The sequence below is a fragment of the Streptomyces nymphaeiformis genome (assembly GCF_014203895.1).
In the GTDB taxonomy this organism is placed as follows: domain Bacteria; phylum Actinomycetota; class Actinomycetes; order Streptomycetales; family Streptomycetaceae; genus Streptomyces; species Streptomyces nymphaeiformis.
Genome location: NZ_JACHJY010000006.1, coordinates 391650 through 413976, shown reverse-complemented (window position 1 = coordinate 413976; position 22327 = coordinate 391650). Strand labels below are relative to the sequence as shown.

Annotated in this window: 25 protein-coding genes; 21 read left to right on the top strand and 4 right to left on the bottom strand. The window is 71.7% G+C overall.

The features are described 5' to 3' along the window. The first annotated feature begins 77 nt into the window (after positions 1 to 77). From map to truA, 8 genes are all read left to right on the top strand, one after another. Positions 78 to 929, top strand: a complete 852-nt coding sequence (map, locus tag GGE06_RS22470; RefSeq protein WP_184931549.1) for a type I methionyl aminopeptidase — start codon at positions 78 to 80, stop codon at positions 927 to 929. Between the two features lie 366 nt (positions 930 to 1295). Beyond that, the gene (gene infA / locus GGE06_RS22465) at positions 1296 to 1517 is read left to right on the top strand and encodes a translation initiation factor IF-1 (protein WP_003956442.1); all 222 of its coding nucleotides are present in this window, start codon (positions 1296 to 1298) and stop codon (positions 1515 to 1517) included. Between the two features lie 59 nt (positions 1518 to 1576). Continuing rightward, entirely contained in the window at positions 1577 to 1690 is a 114-nt protein-coding gene (gene rpmJ, locus GGE06_RS22460) for a 50S ribosomal protein L36 (RefSeq protein WP_003956441.1), read from the top strand. Positions 1691 to 1879: 189 nt separating this feature from the next. Beyond that, the gene (gene rpsM / locus GGE06_RS22455; RefSeq protein WP_116159336.1) at positions 1880 to 2260 is read left to right on the top strand and encodes a 30S ribosomal protein S13; all 381 of its coding nucleotides are present in this window, start codon (positions 1880 to 1882) and stop codon (positions 2258 to 2260) included. A gap of 66 nt (positions 2261 to 2326) precedes the next feature. Continuing rightward, a complete protein-coding gene (gene rpsK / locus GGE06_RS22450; protein WP_003956432.1) occupies positions 2327 to 2731 on the top strand; it encodes a 30S ribosomal protein S11 in 405 nt (134 codons plus the stop codon). Positions 2732 to 2862: 131 nt separating this feature from the next. Further along, positions 2863 to 3885: a DNA-directed RNA polymerase subunit alpha gene (locus GGE06_RS22445; protein WP_004946635.1), complete on the top strand. Its 1023-nt coding sequence runs from the start codon at positions 2863 to 2865 to the stop codon at positions 3883 to 3885. Between the two features lie 148 nt (positions 3886 to 4033). After that, a complete protein-coding gene (gene rplQ / locus GGE06_RS22440; RefSeq protein WP_031012120.1) occupies positions 4034 to 4504 on the top strand; it encodes a 50S ribosomal protein L17 in 471 nt (156 codons plus the stop codon). An 82-nt stretch (positions 4505 to 4586) separates the two neighbouring features. Further along, positions 4587 to 5444, top strand: coding sequence for a tRNA pseudouridine(38-40) synthase TruA (truA, locus tag GGE06_RS22435; protein ID WP_116159335.1), 858 nt, complete (start codon positions 4587 to 4589; stop codon positions 5442 to 5444). On the opposite strand, the gene GGE06_RS22430 is transcribed toward truA, so the two are convergent. After that, positions 5415 to 6404, bottom strand: a complete 990-nt coding sequence (locus GGE06_RS22430; protein WP_116159334.1) for a hypothetical protein — start codon at positions 6402 to 6404, stop codon at positions 5415 to 5417. The two genes, truA and GGE06_RS22430, sit on opposite strands and share 30 nt — an antisense overlap. A gap of 56 nt (positions 6405 to 6460) precedes the next feature. Here GGE06_RS22430 and GGE06_RS22425 point away from each other — a divergent pair, with 56 nt between their 5' ends. The 4 genes from GGE06_RS22425 to glmM all read left to right on the top strand — a co-directional run bounded on the left by GGE06_RS22425 (position 6461) and on the right by glmM (position 10932). After that, positions 6461 to 8083 (top strand): ABC-F family ATP-binding cassette domain-containing protein, encoded by a 1623-nt coding sequence (locus GGE06_RS22425; protein ID WP_181924545.1) that lies wholly within the window; start codon positions 6461 to 6463, stop codon positions 8081 to 8083. Positions 8084 to 8459: 376 nt separating this feature from the next. Further along, positions 8460 to 8903, top strand: coding sequence for a 50S ribosomal protein L13 (gene rplM / locus GGE06_RS22420; RefSeq protein ID WP_041130788.1), 444 nt, complete (start codon positions 8460 to 8462; stop codon positions 8901 to 8903). Between the two features lie 44 nt (positions 8904 to 8947). Continuing rightward, positions 8948 to 9460: a 30S ribosomal protein S9 gene (gene rpsI, locus GGE06_RS22415; protein ID WP_116159332.1), complete on the top strand. Its 513-nt coding sequence runs from the start codon at positions 8948 to 8950 to the stop codon at positions 9458 to 9460. Between the two features lie 113 nt (positions 9461 to 9573). Beyond that, complete coding sequence (glmM, locus tag GGE06_RS22410; RefSeq protein ID WP_184931548.1) at positions 9574 to 10932, top strand: phosphoglucosamine mutase; 1359 nt, start codon at positions 9574 to 9576, stop codon at positions 10930 to 10932. A gap of 66 nt (positions 10933 to 10998) precedes the next feature. Here the strand turns inward: glmM and GGE06_RS22405 are convergent, their stop codons facing one another. After that, positions 10999 to 11946, bottom strand: a complete 948-nt coding sequence (locus GGE06_RS22405) for a DUF389 domain-containing protein (protein WP_184931547.1) — start codon at positions 11944 to 11946, stop codon at positions 10999 to 11001. An 18-nt stretch (positions 11947 to 11964) separates the two neighbouring features. After that, positions 11965 to 13020 (bottom strand): type I pantothenate kinase, encoded by a 1056-nt coding sequence (gene coaA / locus GGE06_RS22400; protein WP_116159329.1) that lies wholly within the window; start codon positions 13018 to 13020, stop codon positions 11965 to 11967. Positions 13021 to 13174: 154 nt separating this feature from the next. Here coaA and glmS point away from each other — a divergent pair, with 154 nt between their 5' ends. The 8 genes from glmS (at position 13175) to GGE06_RS22360 (ending at position 20986) form a co-directional block, all read left to right on the top strand. Beyond that, complete coding sequence (glmS, locus tag GGE06_RS22395; RefSeq protein WP_184931546.1) at positions 13175 to 15022, top strand: glutamine--fructose-6-phosphate transaminase (isomerizing); 1848 nt, start codon at positions 13175 to 13177, stop codon at positions 15020 to 15022. Positions 15023 to 15029: 7 nt separating this feature from the next. Beyond that, a complete protein-coding gene (locus GGE06_RS22390; protein WP_116159327.1) occupies positions 15030 to 15398 on the top strand; it encodes a holo-ACP synthase in 369 nt (122 codons plus the stop codon). Positions 15399 to 15447: 49 nt separating this feature from the next. Beyond that, positions 15448 to 16902 (top strand): NAD(P)H-hydrate dehydratase, encoded by a 1455-nt coding sequence (locus GGE06_RS22385; protein WP_184931545.1) that lies wholly within the window; start codon positions 15448 to 15450, stop codon positions 16900 to 16902. Positions 16903 to 16991: 89 nt separating this feature from the next. Beyond that, positions 16992 to 17876 (top strand): L,D-transpeptidase, encoded by an 885-nt coding sequence (locus GGE06_RS22380; RefSeq protein ID WP_312883233.1) that lies wholly within the window; start codon positions 16992 to 16994, stop codon positions 17874 to 17876. Between the two features lie 20 nt (positions 17877 to 17896). Next, positions 17897 to 19045: an alanine racemase gene (alr, locus tag GGE06_RS22375; RefSeq protein WP_184931544.1), complete on the top strand. Its 1149-nt coding sequence runs from the start codon at positions 17897 to 17899 to the stop codon at positions 19043 to 19045. 6 nt (positions 19046 to 19051) lie between these two features. After that, positions 19052 to 20218: an alpha/beta fold hydrolase gene (locus GGE06_RS22370; RefSeq protein ID WP_116159323.1), complete on the top strand. Its 1167-nt coding sequence runs from the start codon at positions 19052 to 19054 to the stop codon at positions 20216 to 20218. A 10-nt stretch (positions 20219 to 20228) separates the two neighbouring features. Further along, positions 20229 to 20729 carry a tRNA (adenosine(37)-N6)-threonylcarbamoyltransferase complex ATPase subunit type 1 TsaE gene (gene tsaE, locus GGE06_RS22365; protein ID WP_116159322.1) on the top strand — a complete coding sequence of 167 codons (501 nt, stop codon included), beginning with the start codon at positions 20229 to 20231 and terminating at the stop codon, positions 20727 to 20729. A gap of 110 nt (positions 20730 to 20839) precedes the next feature. Beyond that, positions 20840 to 20986 carry a hypothetical protein gene (locus GGE06_RS22360; RefSeq protein ID WP_184931543.1) on the top strand — a complete coding sequence of 49 codons (147 nt, stop codon included), beginning with the start codon at positions 20840 to 20842 and terminating at the stop codon, positions 20984 to 20986. A 7-nt stretch (positions 20987 to 20993) separates the two neighbouring features. Here GGE06_RS22360 and GGE06_RS22355 read toward each other — a convergent pair whose 3' ends face one another. Continuing rightward, on the bottom strand, positions 20994 to 21536 hold the full coding sequence (locus GGE06_RS22355; RefSeq protein ID WP_116159321.1) for a hypothetical protein: 543 nt from the start codon (positions 21534 to 21536) through the stop codon (positions 20994 to 20996). A gap of 120 nt (positions 21537 to 21656) precedes the next feature. Here GGE06_RS22355 and tsaB point away from each other — a divergent pair, with 120 nt between their 5' ends. Beyond that, positions 21657 to 22313, top strand: coding sequence for a tRNA (adenosine(37)-N6)-threonylcarbamoyltransferase complex dimerization subunit type 1 TsaB (gene tsaB / locus GGE06_RS22350; protein WP_116159320.1), 657 nt, complete (start codon positions 21657 to 21659; stop codon positions 22311 to 22313). Positions 22314 to 22327: the final 14 nt, after the last annotated feature.

The following is a 22327-nucleotide window of genomic DNA, read 5'->3' as shown; positions in this document are numbered from 1 at the left end:
GCCGCGGTGCCCCTCGGGGGCGCCGCGGCCGTATCGTTGTTCTGTTCCCCGTACTCGAAGGAAAGGCCGCGGCCACGATGGTGCAGATCAAGACCCCCGAGCAGATCGCGAAGATGCGCGAGGCGGGGCTGGTCGTCGCCGCCATCCACGCGGCGACCCGCGAGGCGGCCGTGCCGGGTGCGACGACGAAGGACCTCGACGAGGTCGCGCGCAAGGTCATCGCCGACCACGGGGCGAAGTCGAACTTCCTCGGGTACGGCGGCTTCCCCGCGACGATCTGCACCTCGGTGAACGAGGTCGTCGTCCACGGCATCCCCGACGAGAAGACCGTCCTCAAGGACGGCGACATCATCTCGATCGACTGCGGCGCGATCGTGGACGGCTGGCACGGTGACGCCGCGTACACCGCCTTCGTCGGAACCGGTCACGCCCCGGAGCTGGTCGAGCTCTCCCGGGTGACCGAGGGGTCGATGTGGGCCGGCATCGCGGCGATGAAGCTCGGCAACCGCCTGGTGGACATCTCGAAGGCGATCGAGTCGTACATCAAGCGCCAGCCGCGTCCCGCCGTGGGCGACCACAGCCTCGGCCGCTACGGCATCATCGAGGACTACGGCGGCCACGGCATCGGTACGGAGATGCACATGGACCCGCACCTGCTGAACTACGTCTCCCGCAAGCGCGGCAAGGGCCCCAAGCTGGTCCCCGGCCTCTGCCTGGCGATCGAGCCGATGGTCTCCCTGGGCACCCCGCGCACGGAGGTCCTGGAGGACGACTGGACGGTCATCACGACCGACGGCACCTGGTCCTCCCACTGGGAGCACTCCATCGCCCTGACCGAGGAGGGCCCGCTGGTCCTCACGGCGGTCGACGGCGGCAAGGCGAAGCTCGCGGAGCTGGGCGTGACGGCGGCACCGGACCCGCTGGCGTAGGGCCGGGGCCCGGCCGGCGGCTGGGCGAGGACCACGTCCGGCGGACGGAGTCCGGCGCAGCAGACCGAAGCCTGCGAGGCGCTCCGGCGCCGAGCCCGCGAGGGCTGCGTCGGGAATCGGGTCGGCGGCAAGGCGAAGCTCGCGGAGCTGGGCGTGACGGCGGCACCGGACCCGCTGGCGTAGGGCCGGGGCCCGGCCGCAGGCTGGGCGTTTCGTCCTTTGCGTAATGATCTTCTACGGTGGGCAGACTTCCCGATTCGTCTTTTCCTGGGGCCTGACGTAGACTGATGCGTCGGCTCTCGTGTACCCGTGTGCCTGCACACGGCGAAGAGAGTCGATCAAGGTAGCCGATTCGAAAGGCGAAGCGTGGCCAAGAAGCAAGGTGCCATCGAAATCGAGGGCACCGTGATCGAGTCCCTCCCGAACGCCATGTTCAAGGTGGAGCTCCAGAACGGTCACAAGGTCCTCGCGCACATCTCCGGCAAGATGCGGATGCACTACATCCGAATCCTCCCGGACGACCGGGTCGTCGTGGAGCTCTCTCCGTACGACCTGACGCGTGGCCGGATCGTCTACCGGTACAAGTAGATCTTGCCGTACCCGCCTCCGTGCGGGTGGTGGCACTGACCCGGAGAACCTCACATCCCATGAAGGTCAAGCCGAGCGTCAAGAAGATCTGCGACAAGTGCAAGGTGATCCGCCGTCACGGCCGGGTCATGGTCATCTGCGACAACCTGCGCCACAAGCAGCGCCAGGGCTGACGCACGCCGACCGACCTGCATCTCGCAGTTCTTCGCGCGACGCATAGCAATACGTACATACGCAGAGCCCGTCCGATCGTGTCCCACGGTTGACGGCACCTCCGGCGGGGGCCGGGGACCCGACCTGTACCTCATACGGCAGCCGGGATCGGTTCTGCAGCAGACCCCCGAGAACACAGGAGCCATTGAATGGCACGCGTTTCCGGTGTTGACATCCCGCGTGACAAGCGTGTGGTGGTCGCACTCACCTACGTCTTCGGTATCGGGCGCACCCGGTCCGAGGAGATCCTCGCCGCGACCGGCGTGAACGAGTCCATCCGTGTCCGCGACCTTGCCGAGGAAGACCTCGTCAAGATCCGCGAGTACGTGGACGCCAACCTCCAGACCGAGGGTGACCTCCGCCGCGAGATCGCCGCCGACATCCGCCGCAAGGTCGAGATCGGCTGCTACCAGGGCCTCCGCCACCGTCGTGGCCTGCCCGTCCGCGGTCAGCGCACCAGCACGAACGCTCGTACCCGCAAGGGCCCGCGTCGCGCCATCGCCGGTAAGAAGAAGCCGGGCAAGAAGTAGTCCTCAGCGGACGCTTGACCAAGCGGTCTTCGCTGTAGGACCGACCACCTCCCGTAGGAGTAAGAGATGCCCCCCAAGGGTCGTCAGGGCGCTGCCAAGAAGGTGCGCCGCAAGGAAAAGAAGAACGTCGCTCACGGCCACGCGCACATCAAGAGCACGTTCAACAACACGATCGTCTCGATCACGGACCCCTCGGGCAACGTGATCTCCTGGGCCTCCGCCGGCCACGTCGGCTTCAAGGGCTCGCGCAAGTCCACCCCCTTCGCCGCGCAGATGGCCGCCGAGTCGGCCGCCCGCCGCGCGCAGGAGCACGGCATGCGCAAGGTCGACGTCTTCGTCAAGGGTCCCGGCTCCGGCCGTGAGACCGCGATCCGCTCCCTCCAGGCCACGGGCCTCGAGGTCGGTTCGATCCAGGACGTCACCCCCACGCCGCACAACGGCTGCCGTCCCCCCAAGCGCCGCCGCGTCTGACGCACGGGCTGCTTGAGCAGGACTTTTCGGGCGGTGCGACCCTTCACGGGACGTGCCGCCCGTACCCTTGCAGTACGCAGTACTCCGAGGACGTCAAATAGTGGGCGTCCACGAATGAAGGAATCACAGACATGCTTATCGCTCAGCGTCCGTCGCTGACCGAAGAGGTCGTCGACGAGTTCCGCTCCCGGTTCGTCATCGAGCCGCTGGAGCCGGGCTTCGGTTACACCCTCGGCAACTCCCTCCGCCGTACCCTCCTCTCCTCGATCCCGGGTGCCGCTGTCACCAGCATCCGCATCGACGGTGTCCTGCACGAGTTCACCACCGTGCCGGGTGTCAAGGAGGACGTCACCGACCTCATCCTCAACATCAAGCAGCTGGTCGTCTCCTCGGAGCACGACGAGCCGGTCGTGATGTACCTGCGCAAGCAGGGCCCGGGTCTGGTCACCGCCGCCGACATCGCGCCCCCGGCCGGTGTCGAGGTGCACAACCCCGACCTCGTTCTGGCGACCCTGAACGCCAAGGGCAAGCTGGAGATGGAGCTGACCGTCGAGCGCGGTCGCGGCTACGTCTCCGCCGTCCAGAACAAGCAGGTCGGCCAGGAGATCGGCCGCATCCCGGTCGACTCGATCTACTCGCCGGTCCTCAAGGTCACCTACAAGGTCGAGGCGACCCGAGTCGAGCAGCGCACCGACTTCGACAAGCTCATCGTCGACGTCGAGACCAAGCAGGCCATGCGCCCGCGTGACGCCATGGCGTCCGCCGGCAAGACCCTGGTCGAGCTGTTCGGTCTCGCCCGCGAGCTCAACATCGACGCCGAGGGCATCGACATGGGCCCGTCCCCGACGGACGCCGCCCTCGCCGCCGACCTGGCGCTGCCGATCGAGGAGCTCGAGCTCACCGTTCGCTCGTACAACTGCCTCAAGCGTGAGGGCATCCACTCCGTGGGTGAGCTCGTCGCCCGCTCCGAGGCCGACCTGCTCGACATCCGCAACTTCGGTGCGAAGTCGATCGACGAGGTCAAGGCGAAGCTGGCCGGCATGGGCCTCGCGCTCAAGGACAGCCCGCCCGGATTCGACCCGACCGCCGCCGCCGACGCCTTCGGCGCCGACGACGACGCGGACGCCGGTTTCGTCGAGACCGAGCAGTACTAAGTCTCAGTTCTTGCTGCGGGCCGGTTTCGGCCGGCCGCGCAGTTCCCCGCGCCCCTTACGGGGCGCGGGGTCTCCGACGGGTGACCGCCCGCTCGGACACTGACATCGGTACCTCATACGGCCGGTGCAGATCACAAGGAGAAACACCATGCCGCGTCCCGCGAAGGGTGCCCGCCTCGGCGGTTCCGCCGCGCACGAGAAGCTGCTCCTCGCCAACCTGGCGAAGTCGCTCTTCGAGCACGGCCGCATCACCACGACCGAGGCCAAGGCCCGTCGCCTGCGTCCGGTCGCCGAGCGCCTGATCACCAAGGCGAAGAAGGGCGACATCCACAACCGTCGCCTGGTGCTGCAGACGATCACCGACAAGGGCATCGTCCACACCCTCTTCACCGAGATCGCCCCGCGTTACTCGGAGCGTCCGGGTGGCTACACCCGCATCACCAAGATCGGCAACCGTCGTGGCGACAACGCCCCGATGGCCGTGATCGAGCTGGTCGAGGGCGAGATCGCCAAGAAGGCGACCGTTGCCGAGGCCGAGGCCGCCACCAAGCGCGCCGTCAAGGAGGCCGACGAGGCCGCCGCCGTCGAGGCGACCGAGGACGAGGCGAAGGACGCGTAAGCGTTTTTCGTACGTTTCTCGTGAGCGGGCCCGTACCCCCTGGGGTGCGGGCCCGTTCCCGTGTCTTTGAGAGGATCTTCGCGTGAGCGATGACGTGCAGGACGGGTTCGTACGGGTTCGGCTCGACCTTTCGTACGACGGCAAGGACTTCTCCGGCTGGGCCAAGCAGGCCCAGGGGCAGCGGACCGTGCAGGGGGAGATCGAGGACGCCCTGCGGACCGTCACCCGGTCCAAGGAGACGTACGAGCTGACCGTCGCCGGCCGGACCGACGCCGGGGTGCACGCGCGCGGCCAGGTCGCCCATGTCGACCTGCCCGTGGACGTGTGGGCCGAGCACCGGGACAAGCTGCTGCGGCGGCTCGCCGGGCGGCTCTCCCACGACGTGCGGGTGTGGTCGGTGGAGGAGGCCCCCGCCGGCTTCAACGCCCGGTTCTCCGCCGTCTGGCGCCGCTACGCCTACCGCGTCACCGACAACCCCGGCGGCGTCGACCCGCTGCTCCGCGGGCACGTGCTCTGGCACGACTGGGCCCTCGACATGGACGCCATGAACGAGGCCGCCACCGCGCTCGTCGGCGAGCACGACTTCGCCGCGTACTGCAAGAAGCGCGAGGGCGCCACCACCATCCGCACGCTCCAGGTGCTGCGCTGGGAGCGGCGCGAGGACGGGGTCCTGGAGGCGACCGTCAAGGCGGACGCCTTCTGCCACAACATGGTCCGCTCGCTCGTCGGCGCCCTGCTCTTCGTCGGCGACGGCCACCGGCCGGTCGACTGGCCCGGCAAGGTGCTCGCCGCCGGAGTCCGGGACTCGGCCGTCCACGTCGTGCGGCCGCACGGCCTCACCCTCGAAGAGGTCGGCTACCCGGCGGACGAGCTGCTCGCCGCCCGCAGCCGGGAGGCGCGCAACAAGCGGTCACTCCCCGGAGTCGGCGGCTGCTGCTGAGGCCTGGGCGCGGCCCCGGGCGTAGATCTGGTTGAAGGCGAAGGTGCCGAGGTCGTCGCTGGCCTGGAAGACGGGCTCGTCGGCCTTGGTGACCTTCTTGCCGTTGGCGAAGCCGGCCTGGGTGAAGTACGCGTACCGGCCGATCGCGTTCGAGCGGCGCAGGCAGACGGTGGCGTGGCAGAAGTCACCCACGCCCGCGCCCGTCAGGGGCGCGACGCCACCGGTGGCCTGGTCCTTCGCCTTCTGGGCCGCCGCCTCGGAGGGGAAGACGGCGACGCCGACGGTGATCGCCACGCCGTCCTTCACATAGGTGGCGCGGAGCACCCGCTCGCAGCCGTTCCGCTTCAGGACGCTGCCGAGGCCGCCCTGGGTGACGGCCACGCAGTTCGTCGTGGCGGAGGTCGCGCCCTTCTTGTACGCGCGGCCGTTCATGGACATCTTCTTGCCCGGGAAGAGGCCCTCGGCGCTGAGCGGGGCCTTGTCCTTCTTCGGGTCGGAGATGTAGTCCTTCGGGTTCGGCGGGGGCGGCGGCGCCACCGACGAGAACGTCGGCTCGGGGGTCGGCGTGCCCGTGGGGGAGACCGTGCCGGTGGGGACCGGGTTCTTGGCCTCGTCGTTCTTCTTGTTCGTGCTCACGACGGCGGTCGCGACGATCGCGCCCACGGCCACTGTGGCCAGGACGCCGCCGGCGATCAGCAGGAGGCGCTTGCGACGGCCGCGCGAGGCCGAGGCGTCGGCAAGGGCGCCCCAGTCGGGGGTGTCAGTGCTGCCCTGCGCGCCGGGGAAGGGGTTCGGCTGCTGCTGCGGCTGGTGGGGCTGCGGGTAGCCGTAGCCCGGCTGCTGCCCCTGCCCCTGTCCCTGCCCTTGCGGCGGCGGGTACCCGTACCCGGGCTGCTGTCCGTACCCCTGCTGCCCCTGCTGCTGCGGCTCTTGCGGCCACTGCGGTCCCCCAAAGCTCATGCCGCGCATCCTAAACCGGTTGGGCGAGGCCCCGGCGGGCGGCGACAATGCATCCCATGGGACATGTCGAGGCCGCACATCTGGAGTACTACCTTCCCGACGGGAGGGTCCTGCTCGGGGACGCCTCCTTCCGGGTCGGGGAGGGCGCCGTCGTCGCCCTCGTCGGGGCCAACGGCGCCGGCAAGACGACACTGCTCCGGATGATCGCGGGGGAGCTCCAGCCGCACGGCGGCACCGTCACCGTCAGCGGCGGGCTCGGCGTGATGCCGCAGTTCGTCGGCTCCGTACGGGACGAGTCCACCGTCCGCGACCTGCTGGTCTCCGTCGCCCAGCCCCGGATCCGGGAGGCCGCGAAGGCCGTCGACGAGGCCGAGCACCTGATCATGACCGTCGACGACGAGGCCGCGCAGATGAAGTACGCGCAGGCCCTCAGCGACTGGGCCGAGGTGCAGGGGTACGAGGCCGAGACCCTCTGGGACATCTGCACGATGGCCGCGCTGGGCGTCCCGTACGACAAGGCGCAGTTCCGTGAGGTGCGGACGCTCTCCGGCGGTGAGCAGAAGCGGCTCGTCCTGGAGTCGCTGCTGCGCGGCCCCGACGAGGTGCTGCTGCTCGACGAGCCCGACAACTACCTGGACGTGCCCGGCAAGCGGTGGCTCGAGGAGCGGCTGCGGGAGACCCGTAAGACCGTGCTCTTCATCTCCCACGACCGGGAGCTGCTCTCCCGGGGCGCGCAGAAGATCATCGCGGTCGAGCCCGGCCCGGCCGGATCGGACGTCTGGGTGCACGGCGGCGGCTTCGACACCTTCCACGAGGCGCGGCGGGAGCGGTTCGCCCGCTTCGAGGAGCTGAAGCGGCGCTGGGACGAGAAGCACGCGCAGCTGAAGAAGCTGGTGATCAACCTGCGGCAGGCGGCCGCGGTCAGCCACGAGATGGCGTCCCGGTACGCGGCGGCGCAGACGCGGCTGAAGAAGTTCGAGGAGGCGGGTCCGCCGCCGGAGCCGCCGCGCGAGCAGGACATCCGGATGCGGCTGCGCGGCGGGCGGACCGGGGTGCGGGCCGTGACCTGCGAGAACCTTGAGCTGACCGGTCTGATGAAGCCGTTCTCCCTGGAGATCTTCTACGGGGAGCGGGTCGCCGTCCTCGGCTCGAACGGGTCCGGGAAGTCGCACTTCCTGCGGCTGCTCGCCGGTGACCCCTCGGTGGCCCACACGGGCGACTGGAAGCTCGGCGCGCGGGTCGTGCCGGGGCACTTCGCGCAGACCCACGCGCACCCGGAGCTGGCCGGGCGGCCGCTCGTCGACATCCTGTGGACCGAGCACGCCAAGGACCGTGGTGCGGCGATGTCGATGCTGCGGCGGTACGAGCTGGAGCGGCAGGGGGACCAGTCGTTCGACAAGCTGTCGGGCGGGCAGCAGGCGCGCTTCCAGATCCTCCTCCTGGAGCTCGCGGGCACCACCGCGCTGCTCCTCGACGAGCCCACGGACAACCTGGACCTGGAGTCCGCGGAGGCGCTCCAGGAGGGCCTGGAGTCGTACGAGGGCACGGTGATGGCCGTCACGCACGACCGGTGGTTCGCGAAGAGCTTCGACCGGTTCCTGGTCTTCGGGTCGGACGGCGTCGTACGGGAGACCAGCGAGCCCGTGTGGGACGAGCGGCGGGTCGAGCGGGCGCGGTGACCTGGGGCGGTCGGCGGAACTCGACCTCGGGCCACGGCCGACGGACGGAGTCCGGCGCAGCCGGGCGACGCCGGGGAGGCCCCTTGGGGCCGAGCCGTGCGAGCGCGGCGTGGGGGAGAGGTCGAGCGGCGGGTCGAGCGGGTGCGGTGACCTGGGGTCTCGCGGCGTTTTGACCCGTCGGGGGTGGCGCGGGTACTGTTGCCGTTTGTTATGCGTATTGGCTTCGTCGTTCTCGTGCGAAGGGCCCTTACGCAGGTTCCCTGGAGCAGTTACCAGTGGCTCGCATACGGGCGGTGACCCGGCAGTGCAGGCCCCAGCTGCATGATCGCTTCAGGTGTGTCTGGACTCCATCCACTGAAGAAGCGAAGGCTACGAAGTGCGTACGTACAGCCCCAAGCCTGGCGATGTCACTCGCCAGTGGCACATCATCGACGCGCAGGACATCGTCCTGGGTCGTCTGGCGACGACGGCTGCGAACCTCCTGCGAGGCAAGCACAAGCCGGTCTACGCCCCCCACATGGACATGGGCGACTTCGTCATCATCATCAACGCCGACAAGGTTCACCTGTCCGGCAACAAGAAGACCCAGAAGATGGCCTACCGCCACTCTGGCTTCCCGGGTGGTCTGCGCTCCGTCCGTTACGACGAGCTGCTCGACAAGAACCCCGAGAAGGCCGTCGAGAAGGCCATCAAGGGCATGATCCCCAAGAACTCCCTGGGCCGTCAGATGCTCTCGAAGCTGAAGGTCTACGCGGGCGAGAACCACCCGCACGCTGCCCAGCAGCCGGTTCCGTTCGAGATCACCCAGGTCGCGCAGTAATTCCGGCCACACCCCCTAAGAACGAAAGAAATCTGAGGAGCATCGTGGCCGAGACCACCCCCGAGATCCCCGTCGACGAGTTCGAGGGCGTCGAGGAGTACACCACCGAGACCGAGCTCGTCGAGGGTGAGTACACCTCCGAGTCGCTCGCCTCCCGCTTCGGCGACCCGCAGCCGGCCGCCGGCCTGGGCCGTCGCAAGAACGCCATCGCCCGCGTCCGGATCGTTCCGGGCACCGGCAAGTGGAAGATCAACGGTCGCACCCTTGAGGACTACTTCCCCAACAAGGTGCACCAGCAGGAAGTCAACGAGCCCTTCAAGGTGCTCGAGCTCGACAACCGCTACGACGTCATCGCCCGCATCGCGGGTGGCGGTGTCTCCGGCCAGGCCGGCGCCCTGCGCCTCGGCGTGGCCCGTGCGCTGAACGAGGCGGACGTCGAGAACAACCGCCCGGCGCTGAAGAAGGCCGGCTTCCTCTCCCGTGACGACCGTGCGGTCGAGCGGAAGAAGGCCGGTCTCAAGAAGGCCCGCAAGGCTCCGCAGTACAGCAAGCGCTAATCACGCCTGCTCGCTGCTTTCGTACGCCCCGGCGGCACTGCCCGTGCCGTCGGGGCGTACGTTTTTTCATAACCTCTTTCAAAACCTTGGGCACATATTTTCGGAGGACAGCTGTGGGACGACTCTTCGGCACGGACGGCGTACGCGGCGTCGCCAACGCGGACCTGACGGCGGAGCTCGCGCTCGGCCTGTCCGTCGCGGCCGCGCACGTGCTCGCCGAGGCGGGCACCTTCGAGGGCCACCGGCCGACCGCCGTGGTCGGGCGGGACCCGCGCGCCTCCGGAGAGTTCCTCGAAGCGGCCGTCGTCGCGGGCCTCGCCAGCGCCGGCGTCGACGTGCTGCGCGTCGGCGTCCTGCCCACCCCGGCCGTGGCCCACCTCACCGGCGTCCTCGGCGCCGACCTCGGCGTGATGCTCTCCGCCAGCCACAACGCCATGCCCGACAACGGCATCAAGTTCTTCGCCCGCGGCGGCCACAAGCTCGCCGACGACCTCGAGGACAAGATCGAGGCCGTGTACGAGGAGCACCGCACCGGCGCCCCGTGGGAGCGCCCGACCGGTGCCGGCGTCGGCCGTGTGCGCGACTTCGGCGAGGGCTTCGAGACGTACGTCTCGCACCTCATGTCCGTCCTCCCGAACCGCCTCGACGGCCTGAAGATCGTCCTCGACGAGGCCCACGGCGCCGCCTCCCGCGTCTCGCCCGAGGCCTTCTCCCGCGCCGGCGCGCAGGTCGTCACCATCGGTGCCGAGCCCGACGGCCTCAACATCAACGACGGCTGCGGCTCCACCCACCTGGACCTGCTCAAGGCCGCCGTCGTCGAGCACGGCGCCGACCTGGGCATCGCCCACGACGGCGACGCCGACCGCTGCCTCGCCGTGGACGCCTCCGGCAACGAGGTCGACGGCGACCAGATCCTCGCCGTGCTCGCCCTCGCCATGCGCGAGGCCGGCACCCTGCGCGGCGACACGGTCGTCGCGACCGTCATGTCCAACCTGGGCTTCAAGCTCGCCATGGAGGGCGCGGGCCTGAACCTCGTCCAGACCGCGGTCGGCGACCGCTACGTCCTGGAGTCCATGAAGGAGAACGGCTACGCCCTCGGCGGCGAGCAGTCGGGCCACGTCATCGTGCTCGACCACGCCACCACCGGCGACGGCACCCTCACCGGCCTGATGCTGGCCGCCCGCGTCGCCGCCACCGGCACGTCGCTCGCGGACCTCGCCGGCGTCATGGAGCGGCTGCCGCAGATCCTCATCAACGTCAAGGACGTCGACAAGTCCCGGGTGAACACCTCCGGCGAGCTCGCCGCGGCCGTCACCGACGCCGAGCGCGAGCTCGGCTCCACGGGCCGCGTCCTGCTGCGCCCCTCCGGCACCGAGCCGCTGGTCCGCGTCATGGTCGAGGCCGCCGACATCGAGCAGGCCCGCGCGGTCGCGCAGCGCCTCGCGGACGTCGTGAAGTCCGCTCTGGGCTAGGCTTTCTGAGGCACCGTCATGCAGAAGTGAGGGCCCCCGCCGTGTGGCGGGGGCCCTCCTCCGTTCTCAGACCTTCGGCGCGCGGCGCCAGCGGCCGCGCTGGGTCCGCCACAGCATCTTCTGCCCGTACAGGGTGAGCGTCCCGGCCAGCATGATGCCGAAGAGGTTGAGCGTGAGCTGCGCGACCGAGCCCCACATCTGGCTGAGGTCGCCGTAGCTGAGCGCCACCGCCGCGTTCGCGCCCGCCGGGACCGTCGTCACCGAGATCGCCACGCCCACCAGGGCCCCCGACTTGGCCGAGGTCAGGGACAGGGTGCCCGCGATGCCCGCGAGCAGCGCCACGACGAAGGAGAACGGGTCCGGCTGCCAGATGAAGCTGGTGTTGGGACGGTCCGCGTCCAGCTGCGCCTTGCTGAACAGGCCGAGCGCGTCCATCCCCAGGCTGAACACCGTCGTCGCGATCATCGCCGCCGTGAAGCCGACGAACAGCGCCATCAGCGAGCGCGCCGCCAGCTTCGGACGGCGCTGCACGACCGCCGTGCAGACACCGGCCAGCGGGCCGAACTCCGGACCGACCGCCATCGCGCCCACGATCAGGATCGCGTTGTCCAGGACGACACCGCAGGCCGCGATCATCGTCGCCAGGATCATGAACGCGCTGTACGTGATCGAGAGCGTCGACTCCTCGTGCGTCGCCCCCGCCAGCTGCTCCCAGATCACCGCGTCCGCCGGCTCGCCCGGGGCCTCCAGCTCGGCCGCGTCCGCCCGCGTCGACAGCGACAGGTCGATGTTCTCGACGGCGATCGAGCCGTCCTGGTCGATCCTCAGCTCCCGCAGCCCGTGCAGCAGTTCGTCGCCCGCCTCGCGGGCCACGTCGCACATCACCACGTCGCCCGAGGGGCTCCGGGCCGCGCCGGACAGCACCACCACGTGGGCGGTGCCGACCGTCGAATCGATCAGCCGCACCGCAGAGGTGGTGCGGTCGGGCGGGACGATCAGCCTCAGATGCAGCATGGGGAGAGCGTACGGAGCTCAGAGCTTCCGGAGGCTCAGACGCTGCACCTTGTGGTCGGAGCCCTTGCGGACGACGAGGGTCGCCCGGCCGCGCGTCGGGGCCACGTTCTCCAGGAGGTTGACCTTGTTGATGGTCCGCCACATCGTGCGGGCGTAGTCGAAGGCCTCGTCCTCGGAGACCTGCGTCCAGCGCCGGAAGTACGAGGACGGGTCCTGGAACGCGGTGTCGCGCAGCTTCCGGAAGCGGTTCAGGTACCAGCGCTCGATGTCCTCCGGCCGGGCGTCCACGTACACCGAGAAGTCGAAGTAGTCGGCGAGACCGACGCGGGTGCGGCCGTCCTTGCCGGGCAGGGCCGGCTGGAGGACGTTGAGACCCTCCACGATGAGGATGTCCGGGCGGCGCACGACGAGCCGCTCGCCGGGCACCCGGTCGTAGATCAGGTGCGAGTAGACCGGCGCCGAGACCTCGTCCTTGCCCGCCTTGACGTCCGCGACGAAGCGGGTCAGGGCCCGGCGGTCGTACGACTCGGGGAAACCCTTGCGGGACATCAGACCGCGCGCCTTCAGCTCCTCCATCGGGTAGAGGAAGGCGTCCGTCGTCACCAGCTCCACCCGCGGGTGCTCCGGCCAGCGGGCCAGGAGCGCCTGGAGCAGTCGGGAGACCGTCGACTTGCCGACGGCCACCGAGCCGGCGACCCCTATGACGAACGGGGTGCCGCGCTGCTCGGCGCTCTCGCCGAGGAAGGTGTTCAGCGCGCCGCGCAGACCGCTGGTGGCCTGCACGTACAGGTTCAGCAGCCGGGACAGCGGGAGGTAGATGTCCCGCACCTCGTCGAGGTCGATGACGTCCCCGAGGCCGCGGAGCCGCTCGACCTCGTCGGCGGTCAGCGGGAGCGGCGTCTTGTCGCGCAGGGCGCTCCACTCGGCGCGGGTGAGGTCGACGTACGGGGTCGCCTCGGACGGCCGGCGGTGCCCCGTCCCGTTGCGGGGGCTCCCCTGTCCGGTGCCCTCTCCGGTCCCGGCGCCGTTGCGGGGGCCGTCTCCGTCGGAGCTTCGTGGCGGCGAAGTGATCACCCCGCCATTGTCGGGGGTCGGAGACGTCCGTGGGTCGTGGGGTCGGTCACGTGACGCGAACCGCCGCCCGGCGGGGTGGGACCCGGCGGAGCCGCCGACGCGCGCCCCGCGTCGACTCCGGCCGGTGGAAGGGGTTCCGGCGTAGCCTGCCGTCATGTGCGGAATCGTGGGGTACGTCGGCGGGCAGTCGGCGCTTGATGTGGTCGTCGCGGGGCTGAAGCGGCTGGAGTACCGGGGGTACGACTCCGCCGGCGTCGCCGTGCTCGCGGACGGCGGGCTCGCCGCCGCCAAGAAGGCGGGCAAGCTCGTCAACCTGGAGAAGGAGCTCGTCGACCGGCCGCTGCCCGGCGGCTCCGTCGGCATCGGGCACACCCGCTGGGCCACCCACGGCGGCCCCACCGACGCCAACGCGCACCCGCACCTCGACAACGCCGGGCGCGTCGCCGTCGTCCACAACGGCATCATCGAGAACTTCGCCGCCCTCCGGGAGGAACTCGCCGAGCGCGGCCACACGCTGCTCTCCGAGACCGACACCGAGACCGTCGCCCACCTCCTCGCCGAGGAGTTCTCGTCCGTCGGCGATCTGGCCGAGGCCATGCGGCTCGTCTGCCGCCGCCTCGACGGCGCCTTCACCCTCGTCGCCGTCCACGCCGACCAGCCCGACGTCGTCGTCGGCGCCCGCCGGAACTCGCCGCTGGTCGTCGGCGTGGGGGAGGGCGAGAACTTCCTCGCCTCCGACGTGTCCGCGTTCATCGCCCACACCCGGTCCGCCATCGAGCTCGGCCAGGACCAGGTCGTCGAGCTGACCAGGGACGGCGTCACCGTCACCGACTTCGACGGCGCGCCCGCCGACGTCCGCGCCTACCACGTCGACTGGGACGCCTCCGCCGCCGAGAAGGGCGGCTACGCCTCCTTCATGCTCAAGGAGATCGCCGAGCAGCCCAAGGCCGTCGCCGACACCCTCCTCGGGCGGATCGACGGCGCCGGCCGGCTCACCCTCGACGAGGTGCGCATCCCCGGCGCCGTGCTCCGCGAGGCCGACAAGGTCGTCATCGTCGCCTGCGGCACCGCCTTCCACGCCGGGCTCATCGCCAAGTACGCCATCGAGCACTGGACCCGGATCCCCTGCGAGGTCGAGCTCGCCAGCGAGTTCCGCTACCGCGACCCGATCCTCGACCAGCGCACCCTGGTCATCGCGATCTCCCAGTCCGGCGAGACCATGGACACGCTGATGGCGCTCCGGCACGCGCGGGAGCAGGGCGCGAAGGTCCTCGCCGTCTGCAACACCAACGGCTCGACGATCCCGCGCGAGTCGGACGCGGTGCTCTACACGCACGCGGGGCCCGAGGTCGCCGTCGCCTCGACGAAGGCCTTCCTGACCCAGCTCGTCGCCTGCTACCTGCTCGCCCTCTACCTCGGCCAGGTGCGCGGCACCCAGTGGGGCGACGAGATCCACGCCGTCGTCCGCGACCTCGCCCGGATCGGCGACGACGTCGAGCGCGTCCTGGAGACCATGGAGCCCGTGCGGGCGCTCGCCCGGTCCCTCGCCGACAAGGACACGGTCCTCTTCCTCGGCCGTCACGTTGGCTACCCGGTGGCCCTGGAGGGCGCCCTGAAGCTCAAGGAGCTCGCGTACATGCACGCGGAGGGCTTCGCGGCGGGCGAGCTCAAGCACGGGCCGATCGCGCTCGTCGAGGAGGACCTGCCGGTGGTGGTGGTCGTGCCCTCGCCGCGGGGTCGTTCCGTCCTCCACGACAAGATCGTCTCCAACATCCAGGAGATCCGGGCCCGCGGGGCGCGGACCATCGTCATCGCCGAGGAGGGCGACGACGCCGTCGTCCCGTACGCCGACCACCTCGTCCGCATCCCCGCCACGCCTACGCTGCTCCAGCCGCTGGTCGCCACCGTGCCGCTCCAGGTCTTCGCCTGCGAGCTCGCCACCGCGCGGGGCAACGAGGTCGACCAGCCGCGCAACCTGGCCAAATCCGTGACCGTGGAGTGAGTGGGAAATGATCATTGGGGTGGGGATCGACGTGGCGGAGATCGACCGCTTCGCCGCGTCCATCGAACGGACACCGGGACTGCTGCAGCGCCTCTTCGTCGAGCGGGAGATCCTCCTCCCGAGCGGCGAACGGCGCGGGCCCGCGTCCCTGGCCGTCCGCTTCGCCGCGAAGGAGGCCGTCGCGAAGGCCCTCGGAGCGCCGGGCGGCCTCCACTGGACCGACGCGGAGGTGTACGTCGAGGGCAGCGGCCAGCCGCGGCTCCGCGTCCGCGGAACGGTGGCGGCCCGAGCGGCGGAACTGGGCGTCCGCCACTGGCACGTCTCCCTGAGCCACGACGCGGGGGTGGCGTCGGCGGTGGTGATCGCGGAGGGTTAGGGCCTGTCCGGCGGAGGCGACGACGGGCGGGCGGCGGCAGACTGCTCGCATGCGTACCGCTTATCGCGTGGAGACCGTCCGGGCCGCCGAGGCCCAGCTCATGGCCCGCCTCCCCGACGGGGCCCTCATGCAGCGCGCCGCCGCCGGACTCGCCGCCGCCTGTTGTTCGCTGCTCGGGAAGGGGCGGGTGTACGGCGCCCGGGTCGTCCTGCTCGTCGGCAGCGGCGACAACGGCGGCGACGCCCTGTACGCCGGCGCCCGGCTCGCCCGGCGCGGGGCGGGCGTGTCCGCCGTGCTGCTCGGCGAGCGCGCGCACGAGGGCGGCCTCGCCGCCCTGCGCGCCGTCGGCGGGCGCGTCGTCGACGATCCGTACGACGTGCTCGCCGGCGCCGACCTCGTCCTCGACGGCATCACCGGCATCGGGGGCCGCGGCGGTCTTCGCCCCGACGCCGTGCCCGTCGCCCGCGCCGCGCGCGGCTCCGACGCCGTCGTCGTCGCCGTCGACCTGCCGAGCGGCGTCGACGCCGACACCGGCGAGGTCCACGGCGAGGCGCTGCGGGCCGACGCGACGATCACCTTCGGGGCGTACAAGCCGGGCCTGCTCGTCGACCCGGCACGGGAGTACGCGGGCGCCCTCCGCCTCGTCGACATCGGCCTCGGCGACGTCCTTCCGGGCGTGCCGGACCTGGAGGCCCTCCAGCACGAGGACCTGGCGTGGCTGCTGCCCGTGCCGGGCGCCGAGAGCGACAAGTACCGGCGGGGCGTCGTCGGGGTCCTCGCCGGATCGGCGCGTTATCCGGGGGCCGCCGTGCTCGCCGTCGCCGGCGCGCTGCGCGGCGGGGCGGGGGCCGTGCGGTACGTGGGCCACGCCGGCGACACGGTGATCGCCGCGCACCCCGAGACCCTGGTGCACCCCGGGCCCCCCGACAAGGCCGGCCGCGTCCAGTCCTGGGTCGTCGGGCCGGGCCTCGGTGAGGGCCCGGGCACCGCGGTCGCCGTCGCGGAGGTCCTCGCCTCGGACGTTCCCGTGCTCGTCGACGCGGACGGTCTGCGGGGGCTCTCGCCGGACGCCGTGCGGTCCCGTACGGCGCCGACCCTGCTCACCCCGCACGCCGGCGAGGCGGCGGCGCTGCTCGGCGTCGCGCGGGAGGAGGTCGAGGCCGGGCGCCTCGCGGCGGTGCGCGAACTGGCGGGCCGTTTCGGGGCGACGGTCCTCCTGAAGGGCTCGACGACGGTGGTGTGCGGGGCGGGCGGTGCGGGTCCCGTACGGGTGAACCCGACGGGGACGTCGTGGCTGGCGACGGCGGGGAGCGGTGACGTCCTGTCGGGGCTCGCGGGGTCGCTCCTCGCGGCGGGGCTTCGGGCCTTCGACGCGGCCTCCTGCGCGGCGTACCTGCACGGGCTCGCCGCGCGACGGGCGTCCTCGGGCGGCGCGCCGGTGACGGCCACGGAGGTCGCGGACGCCCTGAAGGGGGCGTGGCTGGACGTGACGGGCGCGCCGTAGGGAGTTCGCCCCCCACTCGGGCGAACACCGTTGACCCAGCCGTGGGTTCCCGCGCGCCGACGGTGCGCGGGGCGGATTGGGTGGGTGGGGTGACCAGTCGGAGAAGCCGTACCGCGCCCGTGTTGTTCGTCCTCGCCGCCTCCCTCGCCCTGGGGCCCGTCGCCCTCGCCGCCCCGCCCGTCGGCGGCCGCCCCGCCGCCGATCCCGCCGCCGACCCCGATCCGCTCGTGCCCGGGGTCGACGGGGGCGGGCGGGCCGAGTACCCGATGGATACGCCCGATCAGGTGCTGCCGCCCCTGCAGACGGAGGGCGACGCGGCCGTGCCCGAGCCCGAGGAGCAGGTCGACGAGCTCGTCGAGTTCCTGCCGCGCAGCGCCGTCGGCGCGGCCGCCTGCACCGCGAAGACCTCCACCTACCAGCGGCAGGTCGAGCGGCTGCTCAAGCTTCCCGTCGACGGGAAGCAGTCCGCCGCCGACTGCCGGGCGATCCGCGCCTTCCAGGTGAAGGAGAAGATCAAGCCGGCCGTCGGCTTCGCCGGGCCCGTCACCTGGGCCCGCGCCGAGCTGCTCGCCGCCCGGAAGAGCCTCGACCCGGGCCGGCGCTGCCCCGTGAAGTCGTACGCCGTCGCCTGCGTCGACCTCGATCGACAGCTCATGTGGGTGCAAAAGGGGAAGAAGGTGACATACGCGGTGGTCAACGTGCGTACCGGGCGGCCCGGTTACGCCACCCGCGCCGGCTGGCACACCGTCTACCGGCGCCACAAGGACCACTGGTCGTCCATCTACGACACCCCCATGCCGTACGCCCAGTTCTTCAGCGGCGGCCAGGCCTTCCACGCCGTCTACGGGCAGCTCGCCACGCCCGGCGGCAGCCGCGGCTGCGTCAATCTCAGCTACGCGAACGCGGGGAAACTCTGGGGTGTCCTCCGCAAGGGTGACCGGGTCTACATCTGGGGAAAGCGGCCCGGGCACTGACACCTGAGAGACTGGGCGCGATGACTGAGACACCTCCGCCCCCCAGGGCCCGCGCCGAGATCGACCTCGGCGCGCTGCGTGCGAACGTCCGCACGCTGCGCGCCCGCGTCGCCCCCCACGTCCGGATCATGGCCGTGGTCAAGGCCGACGCGTACGGACACGGCGCCCTGCGCTGTGCCCGCGCCGCCCTGGAAGCGGGCGCGGACTGGCTCGGGACGGCCACCCCGCACGAGGCGCTCGCGCTGCGCGCCGCCGGGATCACGGACGTGCCGGTCATGTGCTGGCTCTGGACTCCGGGCGACCCCTGGGACCAGGGCATCGAGGCCGGGCTCGACATGTCCGTGAGCGGGATGTGGGCCCTGGAGGAGGTCGTCCGGGCCGCCAAGGCGGTCGGGAAGACCGCCCGCATCCAGCTCAAGGCCGACACCGGGCTCGGCCGCAACGGCTGCCAACCCGCCGACTGGCCCGAGCTCGTCGAGGCCGCCCTGAAGGCGGAGGTCGACGGCCTCGTCAAGGTGACCGGCCTCTGGTCCCACTTCGCCTGCGCGGACGAGCCGCACCACCCGTCCATCGCCGCCCAGCTCGACGTCTTCCGCGAGATGCTCGACCACGCCGAGCGGGCGGGGGTGCGCCCCGAGGTCCGGCACATCGCGAACTCGCCGGCCACCCTCACCCTGCCCGAGGCCCACTTCGACCTGGTGCGGCCCGGCATCGCGATGTACGGCGTCTCGCCGAGCCCCGAGCTCGGCACCTCCGCCGAGCTCGGCCTGCGGCCCGTCATGTCGCTCAAGGCGAGCGTCGCGCTGGTGAAGCAGGTGCCCGCCGGGCACGGGGTGAGTTACGGGCACCACTACGTGACCGGCGAGGCGACCACCCTCGGCCTCGTCCCGCTCGGGTACGCCGACGGGATTCCCCGGCACGCCTCCGGGCGCGGGCCCGTCCTCGTCGACGGCCGCGTCCGCACGGTCGCGGGGCGCGTCGCCATGGACCAGTTCGTGGTCGACCTCGGCGGGGACACCCCCGAGCCCGGCACCGAGGCCGTGCTCTTCGGTCCCGGCGACGGGGGCGAGCCGACCGCCGAGGACTGGGCGGTGGCCGCCGACACCATCGCGTACGAGATCGTCACCCGGATCAGCGCGCGCGTCCCGCGCGTCTACCTGGGGGAGTAGCCCGCCATGGCGGAGTCGAGCGGCGGCAGCTGGCGGAGGGCCGGGTTCGCCGGTGCCGCGATAGGCGTCCTCGCCGCCGGAGCGGCCGCCGGGGTCGCCGTCGAGCGGCTCACGGTCGGCCGTTCCGTACGGCAGAAGGCGCGGCTCGCCCTGGACGCCGCCGGGCCGTACGGCGGGCTGCGCGGCACGCCGGGCCGGGCCCTCGCCGACGACGGGACCGTCCTGTACTACGAGGTGGACGAGGTCGAGCCGGACACCGCGTCGCCCGGCCGCCGCCGCAGGCTCTTCGGGCGGAAGCCCCCCGCCCCCGTCACCGTCGTCTTCAGCCACGGCTACTGCCTCAACCAGGACTCCTGGCACTTCCAGCGGGCCGCCCTGCGCGGGCTCGTCCGCACCGTCCACTGGGACCAGCGCAGCCACGGCCGCTCCGGGCACGGGAACTCCCAGGCCGGGCCCGACGGGGTGCCCGTCTCCATCGACCTCCTCGGCCGCGACCTGAAGGCCGTCCTCGACGCGGCCGCGCCCGAGGGGCCGCTCGTCCTCGTCGGCCACTCCATGGGCGGCATGACGGTGATGGCGCTCGCCGAGCAGTACCCGGAGCTGATCCGCGACCGGGTCGCCGGCGTCGCCCTCGTCGGCACCTCGGCGGGGAAGCTGGACGAGGTGTCGTACGGGCTGCCGCTCGCCGGCGTCAACGCCGTCCGGCGGGTCCTGCCGGGCGTCCTGCGGGCCCTCGGCTCCCAGGCGGAGCTGGTCGAGCGCGGGCGCCGGGCGACCGCCGACCTCTTCGCCGGGCTGATCAAGAAGTACTCGTTCGCCTCGAAGGACGTCGACCCGGCCGTCGCCCGCTTCGCCGAGCGGATGATCGAGTCGACCCCGATCGACGTCGTCGCCGCCTTCTACCCGGCCTTCGCCGAGCACGACAAGGCCGCCGCCCTCGCCGGCTTCGGCGAGCTGCCGGTGCTCGCGCTCGCCGGCGACAACGACCTGGTCACCCCCAGCTCGCACACCGAGGCCATCGCCGCCCTCCTGCCGGACGCGGAGCTGGTCATCGTCCCGGACGCGGGCCATCTGGTCATGCTGGAGCACCCGGAGGCGGTCACCGACCGCCTGGCCGACCTCCTCGTACGGGCCGGCGCCGTCCCGGCGGGGGAGCCGTTCCGTACGAGCTAAGTTGGCCTGTATGGAAGCAGCTCATCCGCCCGTCTCCGGTGCCACCCTCTCCGTCGACTCCCCGCAGCAGATGCAGGAGCTCGGCCGCCGGCTCGCGAAGGTCCTCCGGCCCGGCGACCTCGTCATGCTCACCGGCGAGCTCGGCGCCGGGAAGACCACCCTGACCCGCGGCCTCGGCGAGGGGCTCGGGGTGCGGGGGGCCGTCACCTCCCCGACCTTCGTCATCGCCCGCGTCCACCCGTCCCTGGTCGGCGGCCCGGCCCTCGTCCACGTCGACGCGTACCGCCTCGGCGGCGGGCTCGACGAGATGGAGGACCTCGACCTGGACGTCTCGCTGCCCGAGTCCGTGGTCGTCGTCGAATGGGGCGACGGCAAGGTCGAGGAGCTGACCGACGACCGCCTGCACCTCCTCATCCACCGGGTGACCGGGGACACCGACGACGACCGGCGCACGGTCGTGCTGCGCGGGATCGGCGCGCGCTGGGCCGGCGAGGAGCTCACGCTGATCTGAACGCACGTAGATTCCGACAACGTGTCGGGAAGGTGTTGCGTGGGTCCCGCGCGCCGTGGTCACATGGATGCACGAGCTGGTTAGGTGTACCTAACCTACGGGAGGCATGCATGGCGACGCCCGAACGCGCGGAACCCGGCCGGGACCACGTCTCGATGAGTGAGCTGCTCGCGTCCTGCGCGGCCGCTCGCACGCTGTCGACCCCGCCGCCGGCCGAACCCGAAGAGGAAGAGCCCGTACGGGACGAGGCGGCGTAGCCGGGGCTCAGGAGACGACGACGACCTTCGCGCCGATCACCGCGAACGTCCACATCGCGTCGCCGTCGGCCCGCTTCATCCGGATGCCGCCGGTCTTCTTCGACGGGTCCGGGGACGGCGTCGAGCCGTCGACCGCCGCGCTGAAGCCGACCGCCACGTCCTGCGCCGTCGCGAAGCGGACGACGTGCTCGATCTGCACGCCGTCGGAGCCGCGCACCGAGCCCGAGCGCGAGCCCACCGTGTACGCGCCGGGCAGCGGGTCGACCGTGCTCGGCCACACCTTGAACGTCCGGGTCGCCTTGCCCTTGGCGTCCACGAGCCACACCCGGCGGTCGGACAGCGCGTACACCACGCGCTCGCCCGTGCCCGAGCCCGCCGGGACCGCGAGGGGGTCCTTCGCCGGCTGCTTGGGGCCGCCGCTCGGGGAGACCGAGGGGGTGGTCCTGCCCGACGCCGGCGGCTTCACCGACAGGTCGGCCGGGGCGTTCGCCGAGGCCTGGTAGGCGAGGAAGCAGACCGCGGCGACGGCCGCCGCCGTGAGCCCGGCCACGAATCCCGAGCTGCTCCGTGCCACCGTGCCCACCTTTCGTACGAACGTATCGAAGGGTGACGGTAGCAGCCGCCGGACCGAGGTTCGGGGCAGCGGGCCCGGGAGCCGTAGGCTGTTCGCGTGCTGTTGCTCGCCATGGATACCGCCACCCCCGCCGTCACCGTCGCCCTCCACGACGGCGAGGCCGTCGTCGCCTCGTCGAGCCAGGTCGACGCCCGCCGCCACGGGGAGCTGTTGCTGCCCGCCGTCGACCGGGTCCTCCAGGAGGCCGGGCTGAAACTCGACGCGGTCACCGGGATCGTCGTCGGCGTCGGCCCCGGCCCGTACACCGGGCTCCGGGTCGGCCTCGTCACGGCGGCGGCCTTCTCCTCCGCGCTCGGCGTGCCCGTGCACGGCCTGTGCACCCTCGACGGCCTCGCGTACGCCTCCGGGATCGACGAGCCCTTCGCCGTCGCCACGGACGCGCGCCGCAAGGAGGTCTACTGGGCGCGGTACGAGGACTCCCGTACGCGGGTGACCGAGGCGTCCGTCGACCGGCCCGCCGACATCGCCGACTCCCTCGCCGGGCTTCCGGTGGTCGGCGCGGGCGCGCTCCTCTACCCGGACGCCTTCCCGGACGCCCGCGAGCCCGAGCACCAGTCGGCCGCCGCGCTCGCCGCCCTCGCGGCGGAGAAGCTGGCCGCGGGCGAGGGCGGCTTCCTCGACCCGCTGCCGATGTACCTGCGCCGGCCCGACGCGCAGGTGCCGAAGAACTACAAGGTGGTCACCCCCAAGTGACGGCCGTGCTCCGT

What these genes read in the sequence shown, in the direction of transcription:
- map (WP_184931549.1), top strand. Translation starts at nt 78, where the DNA reads ATGGTGCAGATCAAGACCCCCGAGCAGATCGCGAAGATGCGCGAGGCG.
- rpmJ (WP_003956441.1), top strand. Translation starts at nt 1,577, where the DNA reads ATGAAGGTCAAGCCGAGCGTCAAGAAGATCTGCGACAAGTGCAAGGTG.
- rpsM (WP_116159336.1), top strand. Translation starts at nt 1,880, where the DNA reads ATGGCACGCGTTTCCGGTGTTGACATCCCGCGTGACAAGCGTGTGGTG.
- rpsK (WP_003956432.1), top strand. Translation starts at nt 2,327, where the DNA reads ATGCCCCCCAAGGGTCGTCAGGGCGCTGCCAAGAAGGTGCGCCGCAAG.
- GGE06_RS22445 (WP_004946635.1), top strand. Translation starts at nt 2,863, where the DNA reads ATGCTTATCGCTCAGCGTCCGTCGCTGACCGAAGAGGTCGTCGACGAG.
- rplQ (WP_031012120.1), top strand. Translation starts at nt 4,034, where the DNA reads ATGCCGCGTCCCGCGAAGGGTGCCCGCCTCGGCGGTTCCGCCGCGCAC.
- GGE06_RS22430 (WP_116159334.1), bottom strand. Translation starts at nt 6,404, where the DNA reads ATGAGCTTTGGGGGACCGCAGTGGCCGCAAGAGCCGCAGCAGCAGGGG.
- GGE06_RS22425 (WP_181924545.1), top strand. Translation starts at nt 6,461, where the DNA reads ATGGGACATGTCGAGGCCGCACATCTGGAGTACTACCTTCCCGACGGG.
- GGE06_RS22405 (WP_184931547.1), bottom strand. Translation starts at nt 11,946, where the DNA reads ATGCTGCATCTGAGGCTGATCGTCCCGCCCGACCGCACCACCTCTGCG.
- glmS (WP_184931546.1), top strand. Translation starts at nt 13,175, where the DNA reads ATGTGCGGAATCGTGGGGTACGTCGGCGGGCAGTCGGCGCTTGATGTG.
- GGE06_RS22390 (WP_116159327.1), top strand. Translation starts at nt 15,030, where the DNA reads ATGATCATTGGGGTGGGGATCGACGTGGCGGAGATCGACCGCTTCGCC.
- GGE06_RS22385 (WP_184931545.1), top strand. Translation starts at nt 15,448, where the DNA reads ATGCGTACCGCTTATCGCGTGGAGACCGTCCGGGCCGCCGAGGCCCAG.
- alr (WP_184931544.1), top strand. Translation starts at nt 17,897, where the DNA reads ATGACTGAGACACCTCCGCCCCCCAGGGCCCGCGCCGAGATCGACCTC.
- GGE06_RS22370 (WP_116159323.1), top strand. Translation starts at nt 19,052, where the DNA reads ATGGCGGAGTCGAGCGGCGGCAGCTGGCGGAGGGCCGGGTTCGCCGGT.
- tsaE (WP_116159322.1), top strand. Translation starts at nt 20,229, where the DNA reads ATGGAAGCAGCTCATCCGCCCGTCTCCGGTGCCACCCTCTCCGTCGAC.
- GGE06_RS22360 (WP_184931543.1), top strand. Translation starts at nt 20,840, where the DNA reads ATGGCGACGCCCGAACGCGCGGAACCCGGCCGGGACCACGTCTCGATG.